Below are 19874 nucleotides of genomic sequence, written 5' to 3'. Positions count from 1 at the left end.
CCGACCGGTCCTGAGCCGTCGGGTCCGGGTCCCGCGCCGACCGCCCCTGTTCCGTCCGGCTCCGCTCCCGCTCGGACAGCGGCCGATGCGCCGTTCGTCCCGGAGCCGTCCGCCTCCCTTCCGGCGGCCGACCTGCCGTCCACGCCGCAGCCGTCCGTCTCCCCTTCGGCGGCCCCCGAGCCGGCCGGTCCCGTACCGACGGCCGCTGTGCCGTCCGCGCCTGAGCGGTCCGGTGACGTTCCCACGGCGCCCGAGCCGCCCGCTCCCGAGCCGTCCGGTGCCGTTTCGGCGACCCCTGCGCGGCCCGCCCCCGTTTCGACGGCCCCCGAGCCGTCCGCCTCCGTGCCGTCCGGGGCCGGTCCCGGGGGGTCGGTGGCCGCCCCGGGACCGGACGGTGTCGCCGCCGTGTCCGGTCCGGCGGGGCCCGTCGACGCCCGGCCCACGCCCCTGCACGCTCCCGACCCGTACGGCACCCCGCCCTACGGGGAGCCCGGCCCTTGGGCCCCCGCGCCGCCCGTCCAGCACCCGGCGACCACCCCCGCGCACGGTGTCCCGGTCCTCGGGGCACCCGCTCCCGGCCCAGCGGGGCCGCCCCAGGCCGTCCCGGGCCCGCCGCAGCCGTCCGGCGGCCACCCGGCCCCGGGACCGGGTGCCGCCCCCGTGTCGCCCGGTCCGTCCGTCCCGTCCGGTCACGGGCCGTCGGGGCACGTCCCGGCGGCCCATGCGCGGCCCGCCGCTTCCCACCCGCACCAGGGACACGCCCCGGGCGCCCCCGTGGCACCCGGGGCCCCGCACCCCTTCGCGGCCTCCGGCGGCGGTGAGGGCGGCGAGCCCTGGGGGCGGTACGACCCCTGGGCCGCCGCACCGCTGCAACAGACCGGCGCCGGACCGTGGGGCGGTGCGGGCAAGCCCCCCGCGCGGCGCGGGCTGCTCGTGGGCGCGGTCGCCCTGGGACTCACCGCGGGGCTGCTCGGCGGGGTCGCCGGGGCCCATCTGGAGGCCCGGCGCACCACCACCGTCGAACTCCCGCAGGCCGGACCCGAGTCCCCGGACCGGGCCCCGGGCAGCGTCGCGGGGATCGCGGCGCGCTCCCTGCCCGGGGTGGTCACCCTGCACGTACGGGGCGGCTCCGACCAGGGCACCGGCACCGGCTTCGTGCTCGACGGACGCGGTCACATCCTCACCAACAACCACGTGGTCGAGCCGGCCGGGGCGGCCGGGGAGATCACGGTCACCTTCAGCGGGGGAGACGTCGCCAAGGCGAAGGTCATCGGCCGGGACGCGGGCTACGACCTCGCGGTGGTCAAGGTGACCGGGGTCGACGGCCTCAAACCGCTTCCGCTCGGCAACTCCGACAACGTCCAGGTCGGGGACCCGGTGGTGGCGATCGGCGCGCCCTTCGACCTCGCCAACACCGTCACCTCCGGCATCATCAGCGCCAAGGAGCGGCCCATCACCGCGGGCGGCGACAAGGGCGACGGCAGCGACATCTCCTACGTCGACGCCCTCCAGACCGACGCGCCGATCAACCCCGGCAACTCCGGCGGTCCGCTGATGGACGCCCGGGCCCGGGTGGTCGGCATCAACAGCGCGATACGGTCCGCCGACGGCGGCGGCCCCGACGACGGCCAGTCGGGCTCCATCGGACTCGGCTTCGCCATCCCGATCAACCAGGGCAAGCGGGTCGCCGAGGAACTGATCAACACCGGCAAGGCCACCCACCCGATCATCGGGGTGACCCTCGACATGGAGTTCGCGGGCGACGGCGCCCGGGTCGGCGAGGAGGGCGGCGACGGAGGGTCGCCGGTCGCCCGCGGCGGGCCCGCCGAGAAGGCGGGCATCCGGCCCGGTGACGTGATCACCGAGGTGGACGGCCAGCGGGTGCACTCCGGCGAGGAACTGATCGTCAAGATCCGCGCCCACCGTCCCGGCGACCGCCTCCAGCTCACCCTGGAGCGCGACGGCCGGGAACAGAAGGTCACGCTCGTCCTGGGATCGGCCGGAGGCGACTGAGCGGCGCGGGAACCCGCGCCGCGCCCCCACGCGGAGCGGCTCGGACAGTACCGGACACCCGGGATCGGCGGGTACCGTGGGAGCGGTCCGGGACCACGGAAGACCCGCTGCGGGCCAGAGCATCGCGAGGGAGCGCTAGGTGTTCAACGACATAGGCTGGGGCGAGATCCTGACTCTCGCGATCCTCGGCATGCTCATCTTCGGTCCCGACCGGCTCCCGAAGGCGATCCAGGACATCTCACGGACGATCCGCAAGATCCGTGAGTTCTCCGACAGCGCCAAGCAGGACATCCGCCAGGAACTGGGCCCGGAGTTCAAGGACTTCGAGTTCGAGGACCTGAACCCGAAGACGTATCTGCGCAAGCAGCTCGGCAACGGCGAGGACGACCCGCTGGGGCTCAAGGACATCCGGGAGAGCTTCGACCTGCGCAAGGAGATGGCGGAGCTGTCGGACTCGGTCAACGGGTACGAGGACCGCGACGACACCACCTCCCGCACCTCCTCCGAGGGCGCGGCGGCCGCCGCCGGCGGCGGTGGCCGGGCCGATCTGGTGAAGAAGCGGCCCCTGGACACCGGAGAACGCCCGCCGTTCGACATGGACGCGACCTGACCCCGGTCCCGTCCCCCTCGCCGTACCCGGTGCCGGTGTCAGTGCCGCCGGTCCCGTTTCCGGCCCCGGCCCGCTTCCGGACCCGGTCACGGACCCGGTTCCGTCCCCGTGGGGGTACGGCGTCGGTGCCGGGTCGGTGACGGTCGTCCCCGGCCCCGCCGGTCCTGACCGTCCCTGACCGTTTCCGCGGTCTCCGTCCGCGCCCGTTCGTTCCCGGCGCCCCCGCCGCGTCCGCCGGGGGCGCCGTCACGTCACCGTTGCGCCCGGGGTGCCCGCCCCGGGCCGCCGGGCGCGCGGCACACCCCCGCGCGCCCGGGCGGTGGGCCCGGCGCGCTCCCCTGTGCTCCCCGGACGACCCCGGTGCGTCAATCCGCCGCGCCGGGGCGCTGACATGGCTCCGATGGGCCGGAGGTCGCCCGGTTGGGCCCGGTTTGCGGCCGGTGGGGGCGGTGGCACCGCGGGTCCGGTCACCCGGGTGGCTATTCTGCCTAGGCCGTGTCCGCCGGACACGGCCCAGGCCGCGCCGGGAACCGCCGGGCACGGCCCCGGGGCCCCCGACGGGCGCCGGTGGGTGTGCGGGCCGCCGCCGGGCGACCCGAGGGGGGCGGGCCGCTCCGGTCCGACGAGCGCGAGGAGGCGTCCGCAGATGGAGACGACGAGTCAGGTGGGTGCCCAGGCACCGGCCGTGGAGAGCGCGCGACCCACCGCGCCCGCGCGCCGCACGGTCGACAACTTCCTGATGGCGCCGTTCGCCTGGTACGCCCTCGACGGGGCGTTCACCGGCCCCCGCTGGCTGCTCCAGGCCGGGACCTCCGCCGAGGGCGTGGTGGAGCACGGGTCCATCGGCCACGGGGAGGAACCCTCGCTGCGGGCCGCCGACTCCCGGGACGCGGCCGAACGCGACCGGTTCGCCGTGGTGGTGACGGTCGCCGCCAGCCCGGTGCGCAGGACCGCCGACGGGACGGGGGTGCTGGAGGCCACCTCGGTGTCGTCCGCCGCCTGGCTCGCCGGGTCCGGACTGCTCGCCGTCACCTGGCCCGCGCAGTTGGACCACGCCCTGCGGGACGACTGGCTGACCCAGCAGACCGAGACCGCCTGGGTCCTCGCCGACGACCTCGGCAGCGACGACTGGGCCTCGCTGTCCCTGCCGGTCGACGGGGTGCCGACGCCGTTCCACTACCGGGAGTCCGAGTACGGCTGGGTACTGGCCGGGTCCACCCGCGAGGGCGTGCACCTCGGCGCCTACGGGCGGGGGATGAGCGCCTACGGGCTCGGCTTCTCGGCGGTCGGGGACATCGAGGAGTACGCCTGAGCGGGCCCGGCCGGGCCGCTCCGGCGGCCCGCTCCGGTCCCGTCCGCCGTACCTGACCCGGTCCCTGATCCGCTCCGGTCCCGCCGTACCGCTACGGTCCCGGGCCGTTCCGTTCACCGCCCCGGGCCGGGGCGGTGGTCCGGTGGTCGGCTCAGAACTTGTTGCGGGGCGTGATGCCGAGCGACAGTCCCGCCAGCCCGCGCTGACGGCCGCCGAGCTTGCCCGCGATGGCGCGCAGCGCGGAGCCCGCCGGGGAGCCCGGGTCGGAGAGCACCACGGGACGGCCGTCGTCGCCGCCCTCCCGCAGCCGCACGTCGATCGGGATGGAGCCGAGCACCGGCACGGTGGCCCCGGTGGTGCGGGTCAGCCCGTCGGCGACGGTCTGGCCGCCGCCGGTGCCGAAGACGTCGACCATCTCGCCGCAGTGCGGACACGGCAGCCCGGCCATGTTCTCCACCACGCCGACGATCTTCTGATGGGTCTGTACGGCGATCGACCCGGCGCGCTCCGCCACCTCGGCGGCGGCCTGCTGCGGAGTGGTGACCACCAGGATCTCCGCGCCCGGCACCAGCTGGGCGACGGAGATCGCGATGTCGCCGGTGCCCGGCGGCAGATCCAGCAGCAGCACGTCCAGATCGCCCCAGAACACGTCCGCCAGGAACTGCTGGAGCGCCCGGTGCAGCATCGGGCCGCGCCACACCACCGGGGCGTTGCCCGGGGTGAACATCCCGATGGAGATCACCTTCACCCCGTGCGAGGACGGCGGCATGATCATGTTCTCGACCTGGGTGGGACGGCCCTCGACGCCCAGCATCCGGGGCACCGAGTGGCCGTAGATGTCGGCGTCCACCACCCCGACCTTCAGCCCGTCGGCGGCCATCGCCGCCGCGAGGTTCACCGTCACGGACGACTTGCCGACGCCGCCCTTGCCGGAGGCGACCGCGTAGACCCTGGTCAGCGAGCCGGGCTGGGCGAACGGCACCTCCCGCTCGGCCTGTCCGCCGCGCAGCGCCGCCGCCAGCTCCTTGCGCTGTCCGTCGCTCATCACGTCGAGGGTGACGTCCACCCGGGTGACGCCCTCGACCCGCTGGACGGCCTCGGTGACGTTCGCCGTGATCGTCTCCCGCATCGGGCAGCCGGAGACCGTGAGGTAGACGGTGACGGCGACCGTGCCGTCCGCGCCGATCTCCACCGATTTGACCATCCCCAGCTCGGTGATGGGTCGCTGGATCTCCGGGTCGTTCACCGTCGCCAGTGCCGCGCGCACCGCGTCTTCCGTAGCCATACCGTCGATGGTACGGCGCGGGACCCGGGGCCCGGTAAGCCCGTCGGAGGTCGGATCGGTCCCGTCCCGGGAGGGCTCGTCGGCGGTCGGGTCCGTCCCGTCCAGGGAGGGCCGTCAGCGGTCGGGTCCGTCCCGTCCGGGGAAGGGCCGTCCGATCTCCGGGATCCTGGCGCGGCGCTCGTCCAGCTCCCTGAGGAGCGTCTCCAGCTCCGAGCGCATCCAGTCGCGGGTGGCGACCTCGCCGAGGCCCGTGCGCAGCGCCGCGACCTCCCGGCTGAGGTACTCGGTGTCCGCGATCGAGCGTTCGTTCTGCTTGCGGTCCTGCTCCAGGTTGACCCGGTCCCGGTCGTCCTGGCGGTTCTGCGCGAGGAGGATCAGCGGGGCCGCGTACGACGCCTGGAGGGAGAGCGCCAGGGTCAGGAAGATGAACGGGTACTGGTCGAAGCGGACGGCGGGCGGCGCCCAGATGTTCCACGAGATCCAGCAGACGATGGTGAACGTCATCCAGACGATGAACCGCCCGGTGCCCAGGAAGCGGGCGATCCGCTCGGTGAGCCGCCCGAACGCGTCCGGGTCGTACTCGGGCAGCAGCCGCCGCCGTCGCACCAGGGGGAGGTCGAGCCGGACCCGGGGCCGGGTCTGCTCCCGGTCGCGGTCAGCCGCCATGGCCGCGGGCCTCCTCGTCGTCGTGGTCCCCGCCGGGCGGTTCCCCGGCCAGCTCGTGGAACTCCTGCTCGCGCCAGTCCTCCGGCAGCAGGTGGTCCAGGACGTCGTCCACGGTGACCGCCCCCAGCAGCGAGCCGCCGTCGTCCACCACCGGCGCGGCCACCATGTCGTAGGTGGCGAAGAACCCGGCGACCGCGGGCAGCGAGTCCTGCGGGGAGAGCGCCTGGAGGTCGTCGTCCAGGATCGAGCTGACCAGGGTGTACGGGGGGTCCCGCAGCAGCCGCTGGAAGTGGACGGTCCCCAGGTACTTGCCGGTCGGGGTCTCGTCCGGCGGGCGGCACACGTACACCTGGGCGGCCAGCGCGGGCGACAGGTCCGGGTTGCGGACCCGGGCCAGCGCGTCGGCGACCGTGGCGTCGGGCCGCAGCACCACCGGCTCGGTCGTCATCATCCCGCCCGCCGTGCGCTCCTCGTACGCCATCAGCCGCCGCATGTCGGCCGCGTCGCCCGGCTGCATCAGGCTGAGCAGCCGTTCCTTGTCCTCCTCGGGCAGTTCGGAGAGCAGGTCGGCGGCGTCGTCCGGGTCCATCGCCTCCAGGACGTCCGCCGCGCGCTCCTCCTGGAGCTTGCCGAGGATCTCGATCTGGTCGTCCTCGGGCAGCTCCTCCAGGACGTCCGCCAGCCGGTCGTCGTCGAGGGCGGCGGCCACCTCGGCGCGGCGCTTGGCGGACAGGTGGTGCAGCACGTTCGCCAGGTCGGCGGCGCGCAACTGTTCGAAGGTGGCGAGCAGGGTCTCGGCGCCCTGGCCCTGCTCGTCCAGGGAGAAGCCGGTGACCGCCTCCCAGCCGACCGTCAGCGTCTCGCCCTTCTGGCGGCGGAAGCCCGTGGCGCGGGCGCCCCGGCGGACGAAGACCCGGTCCACCTCCCAGTCCCGGCGGGTCGGCAACTGCCGTACGGACAGGTCGAGCACGGTGACCTCCTCGCCGGTGTCCACCAGCCGCACCCGTCGGTCGAGGAGTTCCCCGAAGACGAGCCGTTCGGTGGGGCGCTGTTCGAAGCGCCGGACGTTCAGCACCCCCGTGGTGATGACCTGACCGGCCTGGATGCCGGTGACCCGGGTCATCGGCAGGAAGATCCGGCGCCGCGAGGTCAGTTCCACCACCAGCCCGAGCAGCCGGGGCGGCCGGTGCCCGACCCGCAGCATGGCGACCAGGTCGCGCACCCGGCCCACGTGGTCGCCGCCGGGGTCGAAGACGGTGACGCCGGACAGGTGCGAGACGAAGATCCGGCGGGCGCCCGCTGCCATGTCCGTGCCCTCCTGGTGAGCGCGTCGCCGCGCGACGGAAAAGCCCCTTCTTGGTGTTTGTCCGGTAATTCGTGCTTCAGGCTAGCCCGTCCGGGTAGGTGACGCCGCTGTCCGCGCACCGCCCGGACTGGGTCGGGGGTGCGTGCCCGGCACCGGTACGCTGCGGTCCACCGCCGCTGATCGCTGCTGCGGTACCCCCTCCCCGTGTCCCTCCCTACGAGAGGCAGCCCGTCTGTGTCTGCGGTCCTTCTGCGCCCCGGGCGGCGCGCGGCGATGGTGAGCGTGGTGTGCGCCGGTGTGATGGCCGCCGTCACGGGGCTGACGGGGTGCGCGGCCGAGGAGAAGAAGATCGACCCGGACAAGGGCACCAACGGGGTCGGCAAGTTGACGGCCACCCAGATCCAGAGCCGGACCCGGGCCGCCGCCGCGTCCGCCGACTCGGTGCGGCTGGCGGGCACCATCCTGGTCCAGGGGCAGCGCTACGAGCTGGACATGCGGCTGTCGGAGAAGGGCGGCACCGGTTCGGTGCGCTCCAAGAAGAGCACGTTCCGGCTGCTCAAGGTGGGCGAGCAGCTCTATCTGAAGGCCGACTCCTCGTTCTGGGTCCACGGCGAGGACGCCGCGCCCTCGGACGTGGCCGCCGCCAAGAAGCTCGACGGCAAGTACGTGAAGGTCCCCGACGACGACCCCTCGTACCGGCAGATGAGCGGCTTCGCGGAGATGGACGTGATGCTGGACGGGCTGATCACCCTGCACGGAACCCTGGCGAAGGGGGCGCGGGGCGTGTCCAAGGGCACCCGCACCATCCGGCTGACCGGGGACAAGGGCGCCGGCGGCACCCTCGACGTCTCGCTGGAGGGACGGCCCCATCCGCTGCGGCTGGTGCGGGCCGGGGGAGCGGGCACCCTCACCTTCAGCGACTGGAACGAGGACTTCCCGCTGAAGGGGCCCGCCAAGTCGGAGACCGTCGACTACGGCCGGGCACTGCCCGCCTCCTGAGCCCCACGGTCCTTCCGGCCCCGCGCACCCGGCCCCTCCGGTCCGGAGCCTCGGTCCCTCCGGCCCCGCGCCCCGGTCCATCCGGACCTGAGCCTCTCGCCCCGTCCGGGCGTGCGGCCGTCCGGCCTTCCGGTCTCCCGGTGCCTCCGGCCGGGACCGGTGCCTCCGGCCGGGACACCGGTCCCGGCCGGACCGTGCGCCGGGGTCAGCGTCCGCGCCGCCGCAGCAGCAGCTTCGGCAGCCCGGGCGGGACCGGGTGGCGGGTGGTGACCGGGGTCCGCAGCGGGGCCGCCGCCAGCGAGTCCGTGGGCGGGGCCGGGTCCACCGGGCCCGGCTCCAGCCGCAGCACCCGGCACTCGCGCGCCCACCGCTCGGGCGCGGCCTCCCCGTCGGGGGCGTTCAGCCGCTTGCCCTTCAGTTCGGCGACCGCCGCCGTCCACTCGGGGGAGTCCGGGGCCAGTTCCACCACCCGCGCGCTCCAGGCGACCAGCCGTCCGCCCTTGTCCTTGCTCCGCACGGTGACGGTCGCGGTGCCCCCGTCGACGAGGTCCGGCAGCGGCTGCTCCCCGGGGCCGTCGCCCAGGACGTGGGCGGCCCCCTCGTGCCAGGCGTGCCACAGCGGGCGGTCCGGGCCGGTGCCCCGCACCCAGATCAGCCCGGACTTCTTGGTGGCCTCCTCGACGAGGGCCCGGTCCAGGGGGTCCAGCGGTGTTTCCGTCATGCGCCCAGGGTAGGCGGCGCCCGGAGCGTCCCCGGTGCCGCCGTCCCCGTCGCCCCGGCCCGCGGCGTGGCCGTCCCGGGCGTCACAGCCAGCCGTTGCGCTTCAGGGTGCGGTGGATGACGAAGCAGATCGCGACGGTGACCCCGAGCACCATCGGGTACCCGTACCGCCAGCCCAGTTCCGGCATGTGCTCGAAGTTCATGCCGTAGACCCCGCACACCATGGTGGGCACCGCGATGATGGCCGCCCAGGAGGTGATCTTGCGCATGTCCTCGTTCTGGGCGACGGACGCCTGCGCCAGATTGGCCTGGAGGATCGAGTTGAGCAGTTCGTCGAAGCCGGTGACCTGCTCCTGGACCCGGGTGAGGTGGTCGGCGACGTCCCGGAAGTACTTCTGGATGTCCGGGTCCACCAGCCGCATCGGCCGCTCGCTCAGCAGTTGCAGGGGCCGTGCCAGCGGGGCCACCGCCCGCTTGAACTCCAGCACCTCCCGCTTCAGCTGGTAGATCCGTCCGGCGTCCATTCCGCGCGCCACCCCGCCCCGGCCCGGGGTGAACACCTCGGTCTCGACCTCGTCGACGTCGTCCTGCACCGCGTCCGCCACCGCCAGATAGCCGTCCACGACGTGGTCCGCGATGCCGTGCAGCACTGCCGAGGGGCCCTTGGCCAGCAGCTCCGGCTCGCCCTGGAGGCGGCTGCGCAGCGCCCGCAGCGAGCCCTGGCCGCCGTGCCGGACGGTGATGAAGAAGTCCGGGCCGGTGAAGCACATGACCTCGCCGGTCTCCACGATCGCGCTGGTCGCGGTGAGTTCGTCGTGCTCCACGTAGTGGATGGTCTTGAAGACGGTGAAGAGCGTGTCGTCGTACCGCTCCAGCTTGGGGCGCTGATGGGCGTGGACGGCGTCCTCCACGGCGAGCGGGTGCAGCCCGAACTCGGCCGCGATCACCGCGAACTCGGCCTCGGTGGGCTCGTGCAGCCCGATCCAGGCGAAGCCGCCGTCCCGCCGCACCTGGAGCATCGCCCCGTGCGGGGTGAGGCACTCGGCCGACTCGACGCGGCGGCCGTCGCGGTAGACGGCGCAGTCGACGATCGCGGAGGGCGTCGCGGGGTCACGGGTGGTGTCGTAGGCGCCGTCGTCCTTGTGGCGGGCGGCGGGCCGGACGGCGTCCCGCAGGTCACGGATCATCGACATGGGAGGAACTCCTTCGCACCGGGCCGCGCGGCGACGGGTGGAACTGCCCGGAATGGGGACGTCCGTCCACGGGGGCCCTCGCCGGACCGGGGACCGGCGGGCGCCGGAGGGAGGCACGTCCGCAAAGCGGGGAGCACCGCACCGTCACGGGGCGGCCTTCTTCGCTGTTCGCTGGCGGGTTCACAACTGCGGGTACTGCGGACGCGGCGGCGGTCCTGCGTCACCGACGTGTCGGGGCGGGCGGCCGGGCACCGGGAGGGCGGGGCGCGGCGGGGCCGACGGACCGCACGGGTCCGGCGGGCGGAACGGGCTCTTCCGTCACACGGGCGCCGGAGACCCGCGACGGACAGACCGGGAAGGAGGTCCGGGCGACGGAGCGGGAACGCGTGCGGCGGACGGCAGCGGCCGGACGGCGCGCGGAAAGGGGAGCGCGCCCGGCGGAACTACGGAGTCAGCGACCGGAAGAGCGGGTGGTACTGCCCGATCGACTTCGATCCATGACAGCCCCACCTCCTCCGGCCGGTCCCCCGTGGGGGATGTCCAAGGTTCCGGGGCGTGAGCGCGACGCCGATGCGTACCGCTGGGAGAACCACCCCGAACAGCGGCCCACACTAGCAGCCGGTTGACGTGTCAAGGGCCCCCTCCCGCCGTCCGTTACGGCGCCATGACGCGGTCCCGTCCGCGCCCCGCGCCCCCGACGCCCCCGTGACGTGGGGATTCTGACGGGCGGACGGGCGATCTATGCTCGCGGGCATGGCAGATGTTCTCGCGCTCGTCGAGGCCCGTTTGCGTACGGCCCTCGGAGAGCCGGACGCCAGGGCCGCGGTCACCTTCCTCGGCACCGACCGGATCGAGGTGCTCCGCTTCCTGGTGGCCCCGGACGACGGGGGCCCGGACGGCGGCGACCCGGAGGGGCTGGTCCGGTACGCGACCCTCGGCATGTCCGCCCGGCCCATGACCGACCCCACCGCGCTGACCGCCGACCCCGACCGGGGACCCCGCGCCGAACTCGTCCTCACCGTGCGTCCGGGCCGCGCCGACACCGACCGGGTGCTGCGCCCGCTGGCGGTGCTGGCGGCCAGCCCGCAGGTCGAGGGGCTGGTGGTCGCCCCCGGCGCCTCCCTGGACACCGGCGCCCCGCTGTGGCCCGGCGCCCCCTTCACCTCCGTCCTCGTCGCCGAGCCCGGTGGGCTCGTCCCGGACCTGGACCTCGATCCGCCCCGGGACCCGGTCGCCTTCCTGCCGCTGCTGCCGATGACCCCGAACGAGGCCGCCTGGAAGCGGGTGCACGGCGCGGGGGCGCTCCAGGAGCGCTGGCTGGCGCACGGCACCGATCTGCGCGACCCCCTGCGGACGGGCGTCCCGCTCGACTGACGGTCCCGCCTCCTCCGGAGGAGAACACCCGGCCCGGCATCCGGCACGGACGCCCGGACCGGGTGCGGGCAGTCGGGTGATCATCCTTTGATCTTCCTTGACTCGTGGACGGTCAAGGGGGACCGTTGTCCGTTATGAGGGGCGAACCCAGTTGCCCGAAGTGCGGTGGCCGGGTCAGGGCTCCCGGACTCTTCGCCGATGCGTGGCAGTGCGCCCTGCACGGGGCGGTCCAGCCACTCCAGCCCGTGATCCCGCCCAGCGTGGAGGCCCTCGGCGTGGTGGTGAACCGCGCCCGGGTCCCGGTCTGGATGCCGTGGCCGCTCCCCGTGGGCTGGCTGTTCACCGGGGTGGGGTACGCGGGGGACGACCGCGGCGGCGGCCGGGCCACCGTCGTCGCCTGCTCCGGTCCCGGACCGCTCGGCGGCATCGGCGAGCTGCTGCTCGTGGCCGAGGAGCTGGGCGTCGGGCTCGGCGCCCGGTACGCCGGTGTCGACGGCCCCGACCCCGGACCGCACATCAGCGTCGAGAAGCCGCCCGAGGCCAAGGTGCTGGCCTCCGGCCGTCCCACCCCGCTCTGGCACGTCTCCGGTGCCCCGCCCGACCGCGCGGTCTTCGCCGGGGAGGCCCGGGGCCTGTGGCTGTGGGCGGTGGTCTGGCCGGAGCAGTCCGGGCTGCTGATGTACGACGAGCTGGTGCTGACCGATCTGCGGGACGCGGGCGCCGAGGTGGACCTGCTGCCGTGCGGGGCGCTCAGCCCCCGGCTGCTGTCCCACTGAGGGCCGTTCCCGACGGGCCGTTCCACGACGGGCGGTGCCTCCGGTCCTCCGGTTCGCTGGTCCTCCGGTCCTCCGGCCCCCCCGGTCCGGTGCGCCGGTCCGGCGGGTGCGCGGCCGGGTCCCCGGGGCGGCGGGGACGGACCGGGCCGAGGACGCGTCCGGTGTGTTCCGTGCCTCAGTCCGGGAGCCTTCCGGGCGGTGCGGCGGCGGTTATTCTTGAGCGTTCCGTGTCCCGCGTTCCCCGTGAACGGCCGAGTCGGTTTGGAGTCCGTCGTGCGCATCGACCTGCACACCCACTCCACCGCCTCCGACGGCACCGACACCCCCGCCGAGCTGGTCCGCAACGCCGTCGCGCGCGGCCTCGACGTCATCGCGCTGACCGACCACGACACCACCCGGGGCCACGCCGAGGCGTTCGCCGCCCTGGCGGAACCCGGGACCGAGGGCCTCACCCTGGTGCCCGGCGCCGAGCTGTCCTGCCGTCTGGACGGCATCGGACTCCATATGCTCGCCTACCTGTTCGACCCCGACGAGCCGGAGCTGCTGGCCCAGCGGGAGCTCGTCCGCGACGACCGGGTGCCGCGCGCCCAGGGCATGGTCGCCCGCCTCCGGGAGCTGGGGGTGCCGGTCACCTGGGAGCAGGTCGCCCGGATCGCCGGGGACGGCTCGGTGGGCCGCCCGCACATCGCGGAGGCGCTGATCGAACTGGGCGTCGTCACCACGGTCTCCGACGCGTTCGCCCCCGAGTGGATCGGCGACGGCGCCCGCGCCTACGTCGCCAAGCACGAACTCGACCCCTTCGAGGCGGTCCGGCTGGTCCGGGCCGCGGGCGGGGTCACCGTCCTCGCGCACCCCGGGGCCGCCCGGCGCGGCCCGACCGTCTCCGACGAGGTCATAGCCGCCCTCGCGACCGCCGGACTCGGCGGGATCGAGGTCGACCACATGGACCACGAGCCCGCCACCCGCGCCCGGCTGCGCGGACTCGCCGCCGAACTGGGGCTGCTGACCACCGGGTCCAGCGACTACCACGGCAGCCGCAAGACCTGCGTCCTCGGGGAGTTCACCACCGACCCCGAGGTCTACGGCGAGATCATCCGGCGCGCCACCGGCGCGTTCCCGGTGCCCGGGGCCGGGGGAGTCCCCGCCCGGCCGACGGCCGACGGCTGACCCTTCCACCCGTCCCCCTCCCGGGGCCGGTCCGGACGGTCGGCCGTCCCCGCCGCCGGGCCCGCCGGGCCGGTCCCCGCGCGTTCCGTCCGCCGGTAGCGCGCGCGTCCGTCCCGTAAGGCCGTACCTCCCCGGTCGTCCCGTCGGACGCCCCGGGGCGGGCACCGGCCCCGCGCCCCGAGCCGTCCCCTCACCTCACCCTCCCGCTCACGCGCTCCCCTCCGGAGCGCGCGTACCGCTCCGAGCGCCGCCCCCGTGCGCCCGCTCCCTTCCGCAAGGCACTACGTACCGTGTTCGACCTCGCTGTGTTCGGGTCCCTGTTCCTGACCCTCTTCGTCATCATGGACCCGCCCGGGATCACCCCGATCTTCCTCGCGCTCACCGCCGGACGCCCGGCCCGGGTCCAGAAGCGGATGGCCTTCCAGGCGGTCTGCGTGGCCCTCGGGGTGATCGTCCTGTTCGGCCTCCTCGGCCACGAGATCCTCACCTACCTGCACATCTCGGTGCCCGCGCTGATGATCGCGGGTGGTCTGCTGCTCCTGCTGATCGCGCTGGACCTGCTCACCGGCAAGACCGACGAACCCAAACAGACCAAGGACGTCAACGTCGCCCTGGTCCCGCTCGGCATGCCGCTGCTCGCCGGGCCCGGTGCGATCGTCTCGGTGATCCTGGCGGTGCAGAAGGCCGACACCGTGGGCGCCCAGGTGTCGGTGTGGACGGCGATCCTCGCGATCCACGCGGTGCTCTGGGTCGCGATGCGGTACTCGCTGCTGGTCATCCGGGTCATCAAGGACGGCGGAGTGGTCCTGGTGACCCGGCTCGCGGGCATGCTGCTGTCGGCCATCGCCGTGCAGCAGATCATCAACGGCGTCACCCAGGTCATCCGCGGCGGCTGACCCCCGGTCGGCACCGTCCGTCACCGCCACCGACGCCGAAGGCCCCGGACGACACAGGTCGTCCGGGGCCTTCGCCCGTTCGGGTGACGCGGGGCGCCGTGGCCCGCCGCGTCGGCCCACGGGCCGTCGGGAGCGCGTCGCCGTTATGAGGCGGACGGTTCGGCGGGGCGGATGTAGAGGCGCTGCCCGATGGCGGCGGCCTGCTGCACGATCCGGTTGACGGAGGCGGCGTCCACGACGGTCGAGTCCTCGGCGGACCCGTCGACGTCGTTCAGGCGCATGATCTCGAAGCGCATGTGCTTCTCCCTTCGTCTGCGTGATCCTCCCCGGGGGGAGAACTGGTCTGCGGACCCGGACACCCATGATCGCCGCCTTCCGGCGGCGGGGCCACGGGACACGGGTCCGCCAAGCGCGTCTCGTCCGGCGGTCCCGTGCGGGGGAGACCGGTCGGACGGTCACGGGGAGTACAGCACCGGGTGTGCCGTATTCATTCCCTACACTAAAGAAAATTTTCGGTGGGCTAAAGACCGCCCGGTCCGGGAACGGGTTGTGCCCCCTCGGTGACGGCCCGGACAATGGGAGTGATGAGCGAGGAACAGCCGGGTGCGCCCCGGTCGGCACCCCATCGGGTGCCCAGGACCACACCCGGTACGACGTCCGGCCCCGTATCCCGGGCAACGGGCGGGGGCGCGGCAGCCCCGCCGCCCCCGGTCGACGGGGCGCTGCTCGCCCGGCTCGACGAGACCAACGAACTGCTGCGGCGCATGGTCGCCGAGGTCGCCAAGACCCCCGCCACTCACGCGATCTTCGTGGACGCGGGGTACGTCTACGCCGCGGCCGGGCGGCTGGTGGCGGGCACCGAGGACCGGCGGGCCTTCGACCTCGACGCCGAGGGCCTGATCGAGGCGCTCATCGACCGGGCCCGCACGATCTTCGCGGACAGCCGTCTGCTCCGCGTCTACTGGTACGACGGCGCCCGTCGGCGCATCCACACCGCCGAGCAGCAGACCATCGCGGAGCTGCCCGACGTCAAGGTCCGCCTCGGCAACCTCAACGCCAACAACCAGCAGAAGGGCGTCGACTCCCTGATCCGCACCGATCTGGAGTCCCTCGCCCGGCACCGGGCGATCAGCGACGCGGCCCTGATCGGCGGCGACGAGGACCTCGTCTCGGCGGTCGAGGCCGCCCAGGGCTACGGGGCACGGGTCCATCTGTGGGGCGTCGAGGCGCCCGACGGCCGCAACCAGGCCGAGCCGCTGCTCTGGGAGGTGGACAGCCAGCGCGTCTTCGATCTGGAGTTCTTCCGGCCGTACGTCACCCGGCGGACGGTCGCCTCGTACGACGCCCCGGGCACGCCCCGGCCCACCCGTGACGAGGTGCGGTTCGTGGGGGCCCGGATCGCCGCCCACTGGCTCGCCTCCCGGGGCCGGGACTCGCTGGCCGAACTGCTCCCCGGCCATCCGTACCTGCCGGGCTCCGTGGACCAGGACCTGCTGGTGGAGGCGGAGGGACTGCTCCAGTACTCGCTGCGCGGCCAGTCGGACCTGCGGCGCAGTCTGCGCGACGGCTTCTGGGAGCATCTGCGCACCCTGTGCTGACCGTCCGGCGGCGACCGGCCGGGTTACGAGCCGGTCGGTGCGGGGCGGGTCCCGTGGGTCAGCCGGGCACCGCGTCCCAGAAGCGGGCCAGGGCGTCGGCGGTCTCGGCGGGGCGGTCGGTGTTGGGGGAGTGGTCGGCCCCGGCGACGACCGTGCGGCGGGCCGCCAGCCGGTCCGCCATCCCGTCGAGCAGCGGCACCGGCCAGGTGTCGTCGTGCTCCCCGGACAGGACGTGCAGCGGCAGCGGCAGCGCGGCCAGCTCCGCGACCCGGTCCGGCGCGGCGCACAGGTGCCGTCCCGCCGCGAGGAGCTGGGCGGGGCTGTTGCGCAGCCACCGGGCGCGCAGGGCCGCCTCGTCCGAGGAGCCGGGGGCCGCGTGCGCGCCGGTGGCGGCGTCCTCCGGGACGGCCGCCTCCAGGGACTGCATCGCGTCCCACACCGCGCCCGGGTCGAGCACCCCGAGGGCGTCCCGCAGCAGCTTCACCCGCTCCCGCTGGGACGGGGATATCTCCGCCGGACCCGAGGACATCAGGGTCAGCGAGACGAACGCCTCCGGCGCGGCGAGGACGGCCTCCCGGGCCACGTGCCCGCCGAAGGAGTGCCCCAGCAGATGGACGGGCCCGGGGTCGGGGCCGGTCCCGTCGGCGGACCCCGCCGGGTCGAGCGCGTCCCGCTGGGCCAGGACGTCCCGGGCCAGCTCCGCCAGGGCGTAGGGGGCCTCGTCGTCGCGGGGGCCGTCCGACTCGTACTGGCCGCGCCCGTCGACGGCCACCACCCGGTAGCCCCGGGCGGCGAGCGGGAGCAGCAGGTCGACGAAGTCCTCCTTGCTGCCCATGAACCCGGGCAGCAGCAGCGCGGTGGCCCGCGCGGGGGCGGCGTCCGGTCCACCGGTGTCGAGGACGGCGAAGTCCCCACGGGACGTGGTGAGCGTCCGTGCGGCGACTCCGGGGGGCGGCACGAACGTCGAGGGCCTGCTCATACCCCGAAGGCTAACGGCCGCCCCGGGGCACCGCCCCACCGGCCGCCACGCTTCCCCCGCGCCTTCCGTGCGCTGTCCCCGGTCGGCTCTCCCGCCCGGTGCGCTGGGTCCGGTCGGCGCTCCTGCCCGGTGCACTGGTCCGCGCTCGCGCCCAGTGCGTGGTCCGCGCTCCCGCCCGGTGAGCCGGTCCGCACTCGCGCCCGGTGCGCCGGGTCCGGTCCCCGCTCGCGCCCGGTGCCCCGGTCCGCTCTCGCGCCTCGGGGCACCGCTGTCCTGCCCGCCCACGGTGGTGCGCGCCGTCACCTCCCCTGCCCGTTGCCACCCGCCCGCGTTCCGCCCGTGTTCCGCCCGCTGTGGCCGGGCCCGGACCGTCACCGGGCGGGCGGCCCCGGCCCGGCCGACCGCCACCGGCCCGGGGCGACGGGTCCCCGTGCGCGTGGCCGTTGGCGCCGGAGCGGCTCCTGGCCGCCTCGGCGATCCCCGTGATCCCCGTGATCCCCGTGATCCCAGCGGCCAGGGCGGCCCCGGGTGTCCCGGCCCCGGGTGCCTGCGGTGAACCGGTCCGGACCGCACGGTGAACGCCACGGCGGACATGACGGTGGCCCGTCCCGGACGCGTGTCCGGGACGGGCCACCGTGGTGTTCCGTGTGGTGCCGAATCAGCCCTCGGGGGCCTCGACCGCCTTGCGGGTGCGGCGGCGGCGCGGCGCGGCCTCCGGGGCCGCCGCCTCGGAGGCGGCGGGCTCGACGACCGCCGCGGCGGCCTTCCGGGTCCGGGTGCGGCGCGGCTTGGCCGGGGCGGCCTCCGCGCTCTCCGCGACCGCCTCGGGGGCGGCCTCGGCCGGAGCGGCGGCTGCCTTCTTGCGGGTGCGGCGACGGGGGGCCTCGGCGGGCTCGGCGCCCTCCTCGGCCACCGTCACCGGCTCGGCCGCGACGGCCTTCTTACGGGTCCGGCGGCGCGGCGCGGCCTCGGCCGCCTCGTCACCGGCCGGGACGTCGGTCGCCACCGGGGCGGCGGCCACGGGGGCCTCCGGCTCTGCGGCGACGGCCTTCTTACGGGTGCGGCGGCGCGGCGCGGCCTCGGCCTCGGGGGCCTTCGGCTCGTCCGCCACCGGAGTCGTCTCCACCAGGGCCGTCTCCGGCGCAGCCGGGGCCTCGACGGGAGCGGCGGCCGTCTTGCGGGTGCGACGACGGCGCGGCGCGGTCTCCGGAGACTTCGCCTCCTCGGCCACGGGGGCTTCCGCCACGGGGGCCTCGGCCACCGCCACGGCGGCGGTCACGGGCTCGGCGGCGGTCGCGGCGGCCTCGGGGGCGGTGCCCCGGGAGGACGCCCCGGCCCGGGTCCGGCGACGGCGGCGCAGCGCGCGCGGCGCGTCGCCGTCCGGCACGGTGCCCTCGGGACCGGCGGTCGGCGCGGTGCCGTCCGTGGCTCCGGCGGCGGTGGCGTCGTCCAGCGGGCTGCCGCCCCGGGTGCGACGGCGGCTGCGCGGCGTCCGGGCGGGGCGCTCGCGCTCCTGCTCACGCTCGGCCGACGGGCCCCGACCGCCCCGGCCGCGCGGTCCGCGCCCGGTCTCCCCGAGGTCCTCGACCTCTTCGGCGGCGAGCCCGGCCCGGGTCCGCTCCGAACGGGGCAGGATGCCCTTGGTGCCCTCCGGGATCCCCAGCTCGGTGAAGAGGTGCGGGGAGGTGGAGTAGGTCTCCGGCGGGTCGGGGAACGACAGGTCCAGCGCCTTGTTGATGAGCTGCCAGCGCGGGATGTCGTCCCAGTCGACCAGGGTGACCGCGGTGCCCGAGGCGCCCGCGCGGCCGGTGCGGCCGATGCGGTGCAGATACGTCTTCTCGTCCTCGGGGGACTGGTAGTTGATCACGTGGGTGACGTTCTCGACGTCGATGCCGCGCGCGGCGACGTCGGTGCAGACGAGGACGTCGACCTTGCCGTTGCGGAAGGCGCGCAGCGCCTGCTCGCGGGCGCCCTGTCCGAGGTCGCCGTGGACGGCGCCGGAGGCGAAGCCGCGGCGCTGGAGCTGCTCGGCGATGTCGGCGGCGGTCCGCTTGGTCCGGCAGAAGACCATGGCCAGGGCCCGGCCCTCGGCCTGGAGGATGCGCGCGACCATCTCCGGCTTGTCCATCGAGTGCGCGCGGTACACGTGCTGCGAGATGTTCGCGACGGTGGCGCCCTCGTCGTCCGGCGCGGTGGCGCGGATGTGCGTGGGCTGCGACATGTAGCGGCGGGCCAGGCCGATGACGGCGCCCGGCATCGTCGCGGAGAACAGCATGGTCTGGCGCTTCGCCGGGAGCATGCCGATGATCTTCTCGACGTCCGGCAGGAAGCCCAGGTCCAGCATCTCGTCGGCCTCGTCCAGGACGAGGCACCGGATGTGCTTGAGGTCGAGCTTCTTCTGGCCCGCGAGGTCGAGCAGCCGTCCGGGGGTGCCGACGACGATGTCGACGCCCTTCTTCAGCGCCTCGACCTGCGGCTCGTAGGCCCGGCCGCCGTAGATCGCGAGGACCCGGACGTTACGGGCCTTGCCCGCGGTGAGCAGGTCGTTGGTGACCTGGGTGCACAGCTCGCGGGTCGGGACGACGATCAGCGCCTGGGGGGCGTCGGTGAGCTGCTCGGGGGCGGCCCGGCCGGCCTCGACGTCGGCGGGGACGGTGACGCGCTCCAGGAGCGGCAGACCGAAACCGAGGGTCTTGCCCGTACCGGTCTTGGCCTGGCCGATCACGTCCGTGCCGGAGAGGGCGACGGGGAGGGTCATCTCCTGGATCGGGAACGGGGTGACGATGCCTACGGCCTCAAGGGATTCCGCGGTCTCGGGCAGGATGCCCAGGTCCCGGAAAGTCGTGGCCTGCGTTTGCGTAGTCAGGGTGGTGCCTCTTCTGTGAGAGGCGGCACGGAGTGAGCGCTGGGGGTCTTGACCGTGCCGGTGAACCCCCGGCCGCCTGGGCGGACCGGGTGGCGCGGGACCACAGCCGACGCT

17 protein-coding genes are annotated in these 19874 nt (G+C 74.9%); 9 read left to right on the top strand and 8 right to left on the bottom strand.

From position 1 onward, the window contains the following. Positions 1 to 405: 405 nt before the first annotated feature. The 3 genes from ACVWNX_RS10490 (at position 406) to ACVWNX_RS10480 (ending at position 3935) form a co-directional block, all read left to right on the top strand. Positions 406 to 2013: a S1C family serine protease gene (locus ACVWNX_RS10490; protein WP_454413633.1), complete on the top strand. Its 1608-nt coding sequence runs from the start codon at positions 406 to 408 to the stop codon at positions 2011 to 2013. 139 nt (positions 2014 to 2152) lie between these two features. Next, positions 2153 to 2623: a sec-independent translocase gene (locus ACVWNX_RS10485; RefSeq protein WP_454413632.1), complete on the top strand. Its 471-nt coding sequence runs from the start codon at positions 2153 to 2155 to the stop codon at positions 2621 to 2623. Positions 2624 to 3269: 646 nt separating this feature from the next. Next, positions 3270 to 3935 carry a hypothetical protein gene (locus ACVWNX_RS10480; protein WP_454413631.1) on the top strand — a complete coding sequence of 222 codons (666 nt, stop codon included), beginning with the start codon at positions 3270 to 3272 and terminating at the stop codon, positions 3933 to 3935. Positions 3936 to 4086: 151 nt separating this feature from the next. On the opposite strand, the gene ACVWNX_RS10475 is transcribed toward ACVWNX_RS10480, so the two are convergent. From ACVWNX_RS10475 to ACVWNX_RS10465, 3 genes are all read right to left on the bottom strand, one after another. Further along, complete coding sequence (locus tag ACVWNX_RS10475; RefSeq protein ID WP_454413630.1) at positions 4087 to 5220, bottom strand: Mrp/NBP35 family ATP-binding protein; 1134 nt, start codon at positions 5218 to 5220, stop codon at positions 4087 to 4089. 114 nt (positions 5221 to 5334) lie between these two features. Continuing rightward, the gene (locus ACVWNX_RS10470) at positions 5335 to 5886 is read right to left on the bottom strand and encodes a DUF1003 domain-containing protein (RefSeq protein WP_454413629.1); all 552 of its coding nucleotides are present in this window, start codon (positions 5884 to 5886) and stop codon (positions 5335 to 5337) included. Then, positions 5876 to 7192 (bottom strand): magnesium transporter MgtE N-terminal domain-containing protein, encoded by a 1317-nt coding sequence (locus ACVWNX_RS10465; RefSeq protein ID WP_454413628.1) that lies wholly within the window; start codon positions 7190 to 7192, stop codon positions 5876 to 5878. The genes ACVWNX_RS10470 and ACVWNX_RS10465 overlap by 11 nt, the downstream gene beginning before the upstream one ends. A gap of 234 nt (positions 7193 to 7426) precedes the next feature. Here ACVWNX_RS10465 and ACVWNX_RS10460 point away from each other — a divergent pair, with 234 nt between their 5' ends. Next, positions 7427 to 8191: a hypothetical protein gene (locus ACVWNX_RS10460; protein ID WP_454413627.1), complete on the top strand. Its 765-nt coding sequence runs from the start codon at positions 7427 to 7429 to the stop codon at positions 8189 to 8191. A 205-nt stretch (positions 8192 to 8396) separates the two neighbouring features. Here the strand turns inward: ACVWNX_RS10460 and ACVWNX_RS10455 are convergent, their stop codons facing one another. Both ACVWNX_RS10455 and ACVWNX_RS10450 read right to left on the bottom strand, forming a co-directional pair. After that, positions 8397 to 8912 (bottom strand): hypothetical protein, encoded by a 516-nt coding sequence (locus ACVWNX_RS10455; protein WP_454413626.1) that lies wholly within the window; start codon positions 8910 to 8912, stop codon positions 8397 to 8399. 82 nt (positions 8913 to 8994) lie between these two features. After that, complete coding sequence (locus tag ACVWNX_RS10450) at positions 8995 to 10104, bottom strand: magnesium and cobalt transport protein CorA (protein WP_454413625.1); 1110 nt, start codon at positions 10102 to 10104, stop codon at positions 8995 to 8997. A gap of 753 nt (positions 10105 to 10857) precedes the next feature. Here ACVWNX_RS10450 and ACVWNX_RS10445 point away from each other — a divergent pair. The 4 genes from ACVWNX_RS10445 (at position 10858) to ACVWNX_RS10430 (ending at position 14317) form a co-directional block, all read left to right on the top strand. Further along, positions 10858 to 11478 carry a suppressor of fused domain protein gene (locus ACVWNX_RS10445; protein WP_454413624.1) on the top strand — a complete coding sequence of 207 codons (621 nt, stop codon included), beginning with the start codon at positions 10858 to 10860 and terminating at the stop codon, positions 11476 to 11478. A 134-nt stretch (positions 11479 to 11612) separates the two neighbouring features. After that, positions 11613 to 12254 carry a DUF6758 family protein gene (locus ACVWNX_RS10440; RefSeq protein WP_454413623.1) on the top strand — a complete coding sequence of 214 codons (642 nt, stop codon included), beginning with the start codon at positions 11613 to 11615 and terminating at the stop codon, positions 12252 to 12254. 273 nt (positions 12255 to 12527) lie between these two features. Beyond that, positions 12528 to 13421, top strand: coding sequence for a PHP domain-containing protein (locus ACVWNX_RS10435; protein ID WP_454413622.1), 894 nt, complete (start codon positions 12528 to 12530; stop codon positions 13419 to 13421). A gap of 290 nt (positions 13422 to 13711) precedes the next feature. Further along, the gene (locus ACVWNX_RS10430) at positions 13712 to 14317 is read left to right on the top strand and encodes a MarC family protein (protein WP_454413621.1); all 606 of its coding nucleotides are present in this window, start codon (positions 13712 to 13714) and stop codon (positions 14315 to 14317) included. A gap of 143 nt (positions 14318 to 14460) precedes the next feature. On the opposite strand, the gene ACVWNX_RS10425 is transcribed toward ACVWNX_RS10430, so the two are convergent. Next, positions 14461 to 14613: a hypothetical protein gene (locus ACVWNX_RS10425; protein ID WP_454413620.1), complete on the bottom strand. Its 153-nt coding sequence runs from the start codon at positions 14611 to 14613 to the stop codon at positions 14461 to 14463. Positions 14614 to 14901: 288 nt separating this feature from the next. Between ACVWNX_RS10425 and ACVWNX_RS10420 the strand changes: the two genes are divergently transcribed. Beyond that, on the top strand, positions 14902 to 15915 hold the full coding sequence (locus tag ACVWNX_RS10420) for an NYN domain-containing protein (RefSeq protein ID WP_454413619.1): 1014 nt from the start codon (positions 14902 to 14904) through the stop codon (positions 15913 to 15915). Positions 15916 to 15973: 58 nt separating this feature from the next. Here ACVWNX_RS10420 and ACVWNX_RS10415 read toward each other — a convergent pair whose 3' ends face one another. Both ACVWNX_RS10415 and ACVWNX_RS10410 read right to left on the bottom strand, forming a co-directional pair. After that, complete coding sequence (locus tag ACVWNX_RS10415; protein WP_454413618.1) at positions 15974 to 16894, bottom strand: alpha/beta fold hydrolase; 921 nt, start codon at positions 16892 to 16894, stop codon at positions 15974 to 15976. Between the two features lie 658 nt (positions 16895 to 17552). Further along, positions 17553 to 19652, bottom strand: a complete 2100-nt coding sequence (locus tag ACVWNX_RS10410; protein ID WP_454413617.1) for a DEAD/DEAH box helicase — start codon at positions 19650 to 19652, stop codon at positions 17553 to 17555. Positions 19653 to 19874: the final 222 nt, after the last annotated feature.

This window comes from Streptomyces sp. JNUCC 64, from assembly GCF_054484115.1.
This window is presented reverse-complemented; position numbering and strand designations above follow the sequence as displayed.

Bases quoted from the DNA above. Each gene is read 5' to 3' on its own strand.
- ACVWNX_RS10470 (WP_454413629.1), bottom strand. From the start codon at position 5,886: ATGGCGGCTGACCGCGACCGGGAGCAGACCCGGCCCCGGGTCCGGCTC.
- ACVWNX_RS10425 (WP_454413620.1), bottom strand. From the start codon at position 14,613: ATGCGCTTCGAGATCATGCGCCTGAACGACGTCGACGGGTCCGCCGAG.
- ACVWNX_RS10420 (WP_454413619.1), top strand. From the start codon at position 14,902: ATGAGCGAGGAACAGCCGGGTGCGCCCCGGTCGGCACCCCATCGGGTG.
- ACVWNX_RS10450 (WP_454413625.1), bottom strand. From the start codon at position 10,104: ATGTCGATGATCCGTGACCTGCGGGACGCCGTCCGGCCCGCCGCCCGC.
- ACVWNX_RS10465 (WP_454413628.1), bottom strand. From the start codon at position 7,192: ATGGCAGCGGGCGCCCGCCGGATCTTCGTCTCGCACCTGTCCGGCGTC.
- ACVWNX_RS10415 (WP_454413618.1), bottom strand. From the start codon at position 16,894: ATGAGCAGGCCCTCGACGTTCGTGCCGCCCCCCGGAGTCGCCGCACGG.
- ACVWNX_RS10455 (WP_454413626.1), bottom strand. From the start codon at position 8,912: ATGACGGAAACACCGCTGGACCCCCTGGACCGGGCCCTCGTCGAGGAG.
- ACVWNX_RS10480 (WP_454413631.1), top strand. From the start codon at position 3,270: ATGGAGACGACGAGTCAGGTGGGTGCCCAGGCACCGGCCGTGGAGAGC.
- ACVWNX_RS10410 (WP_454413617.1), bottom strand. From the start codon at position 19,652: ATGACCCTCCCCGTCGCCCTCTCCGGCACGGACGTGATCGGCCAGGCC.
- ACVWNX_RS10445 (WP_454413624.1), top strand. From the start codon at position 10,858: ATGGCAGATGTTCTCGCGCTCGTCGAGGCCCGTTTGCGTACGGCCCTC.
- ACVWNX_RS10440 (WP_454413623.1), top strand. From the start codon at position 11,613: ATGAGGGGCGAACCCAGTTGCCCGAAGTGCGGTGGCCGGGTCAGGGCT.
- ACVWNX_RS10475 (WP_454413630.1), bottom strand. From the start codon at position 5,220: ATGGCTACGGAAGACGCGGTGCGCGCGGCACTGGCGACGGTGAACGAC.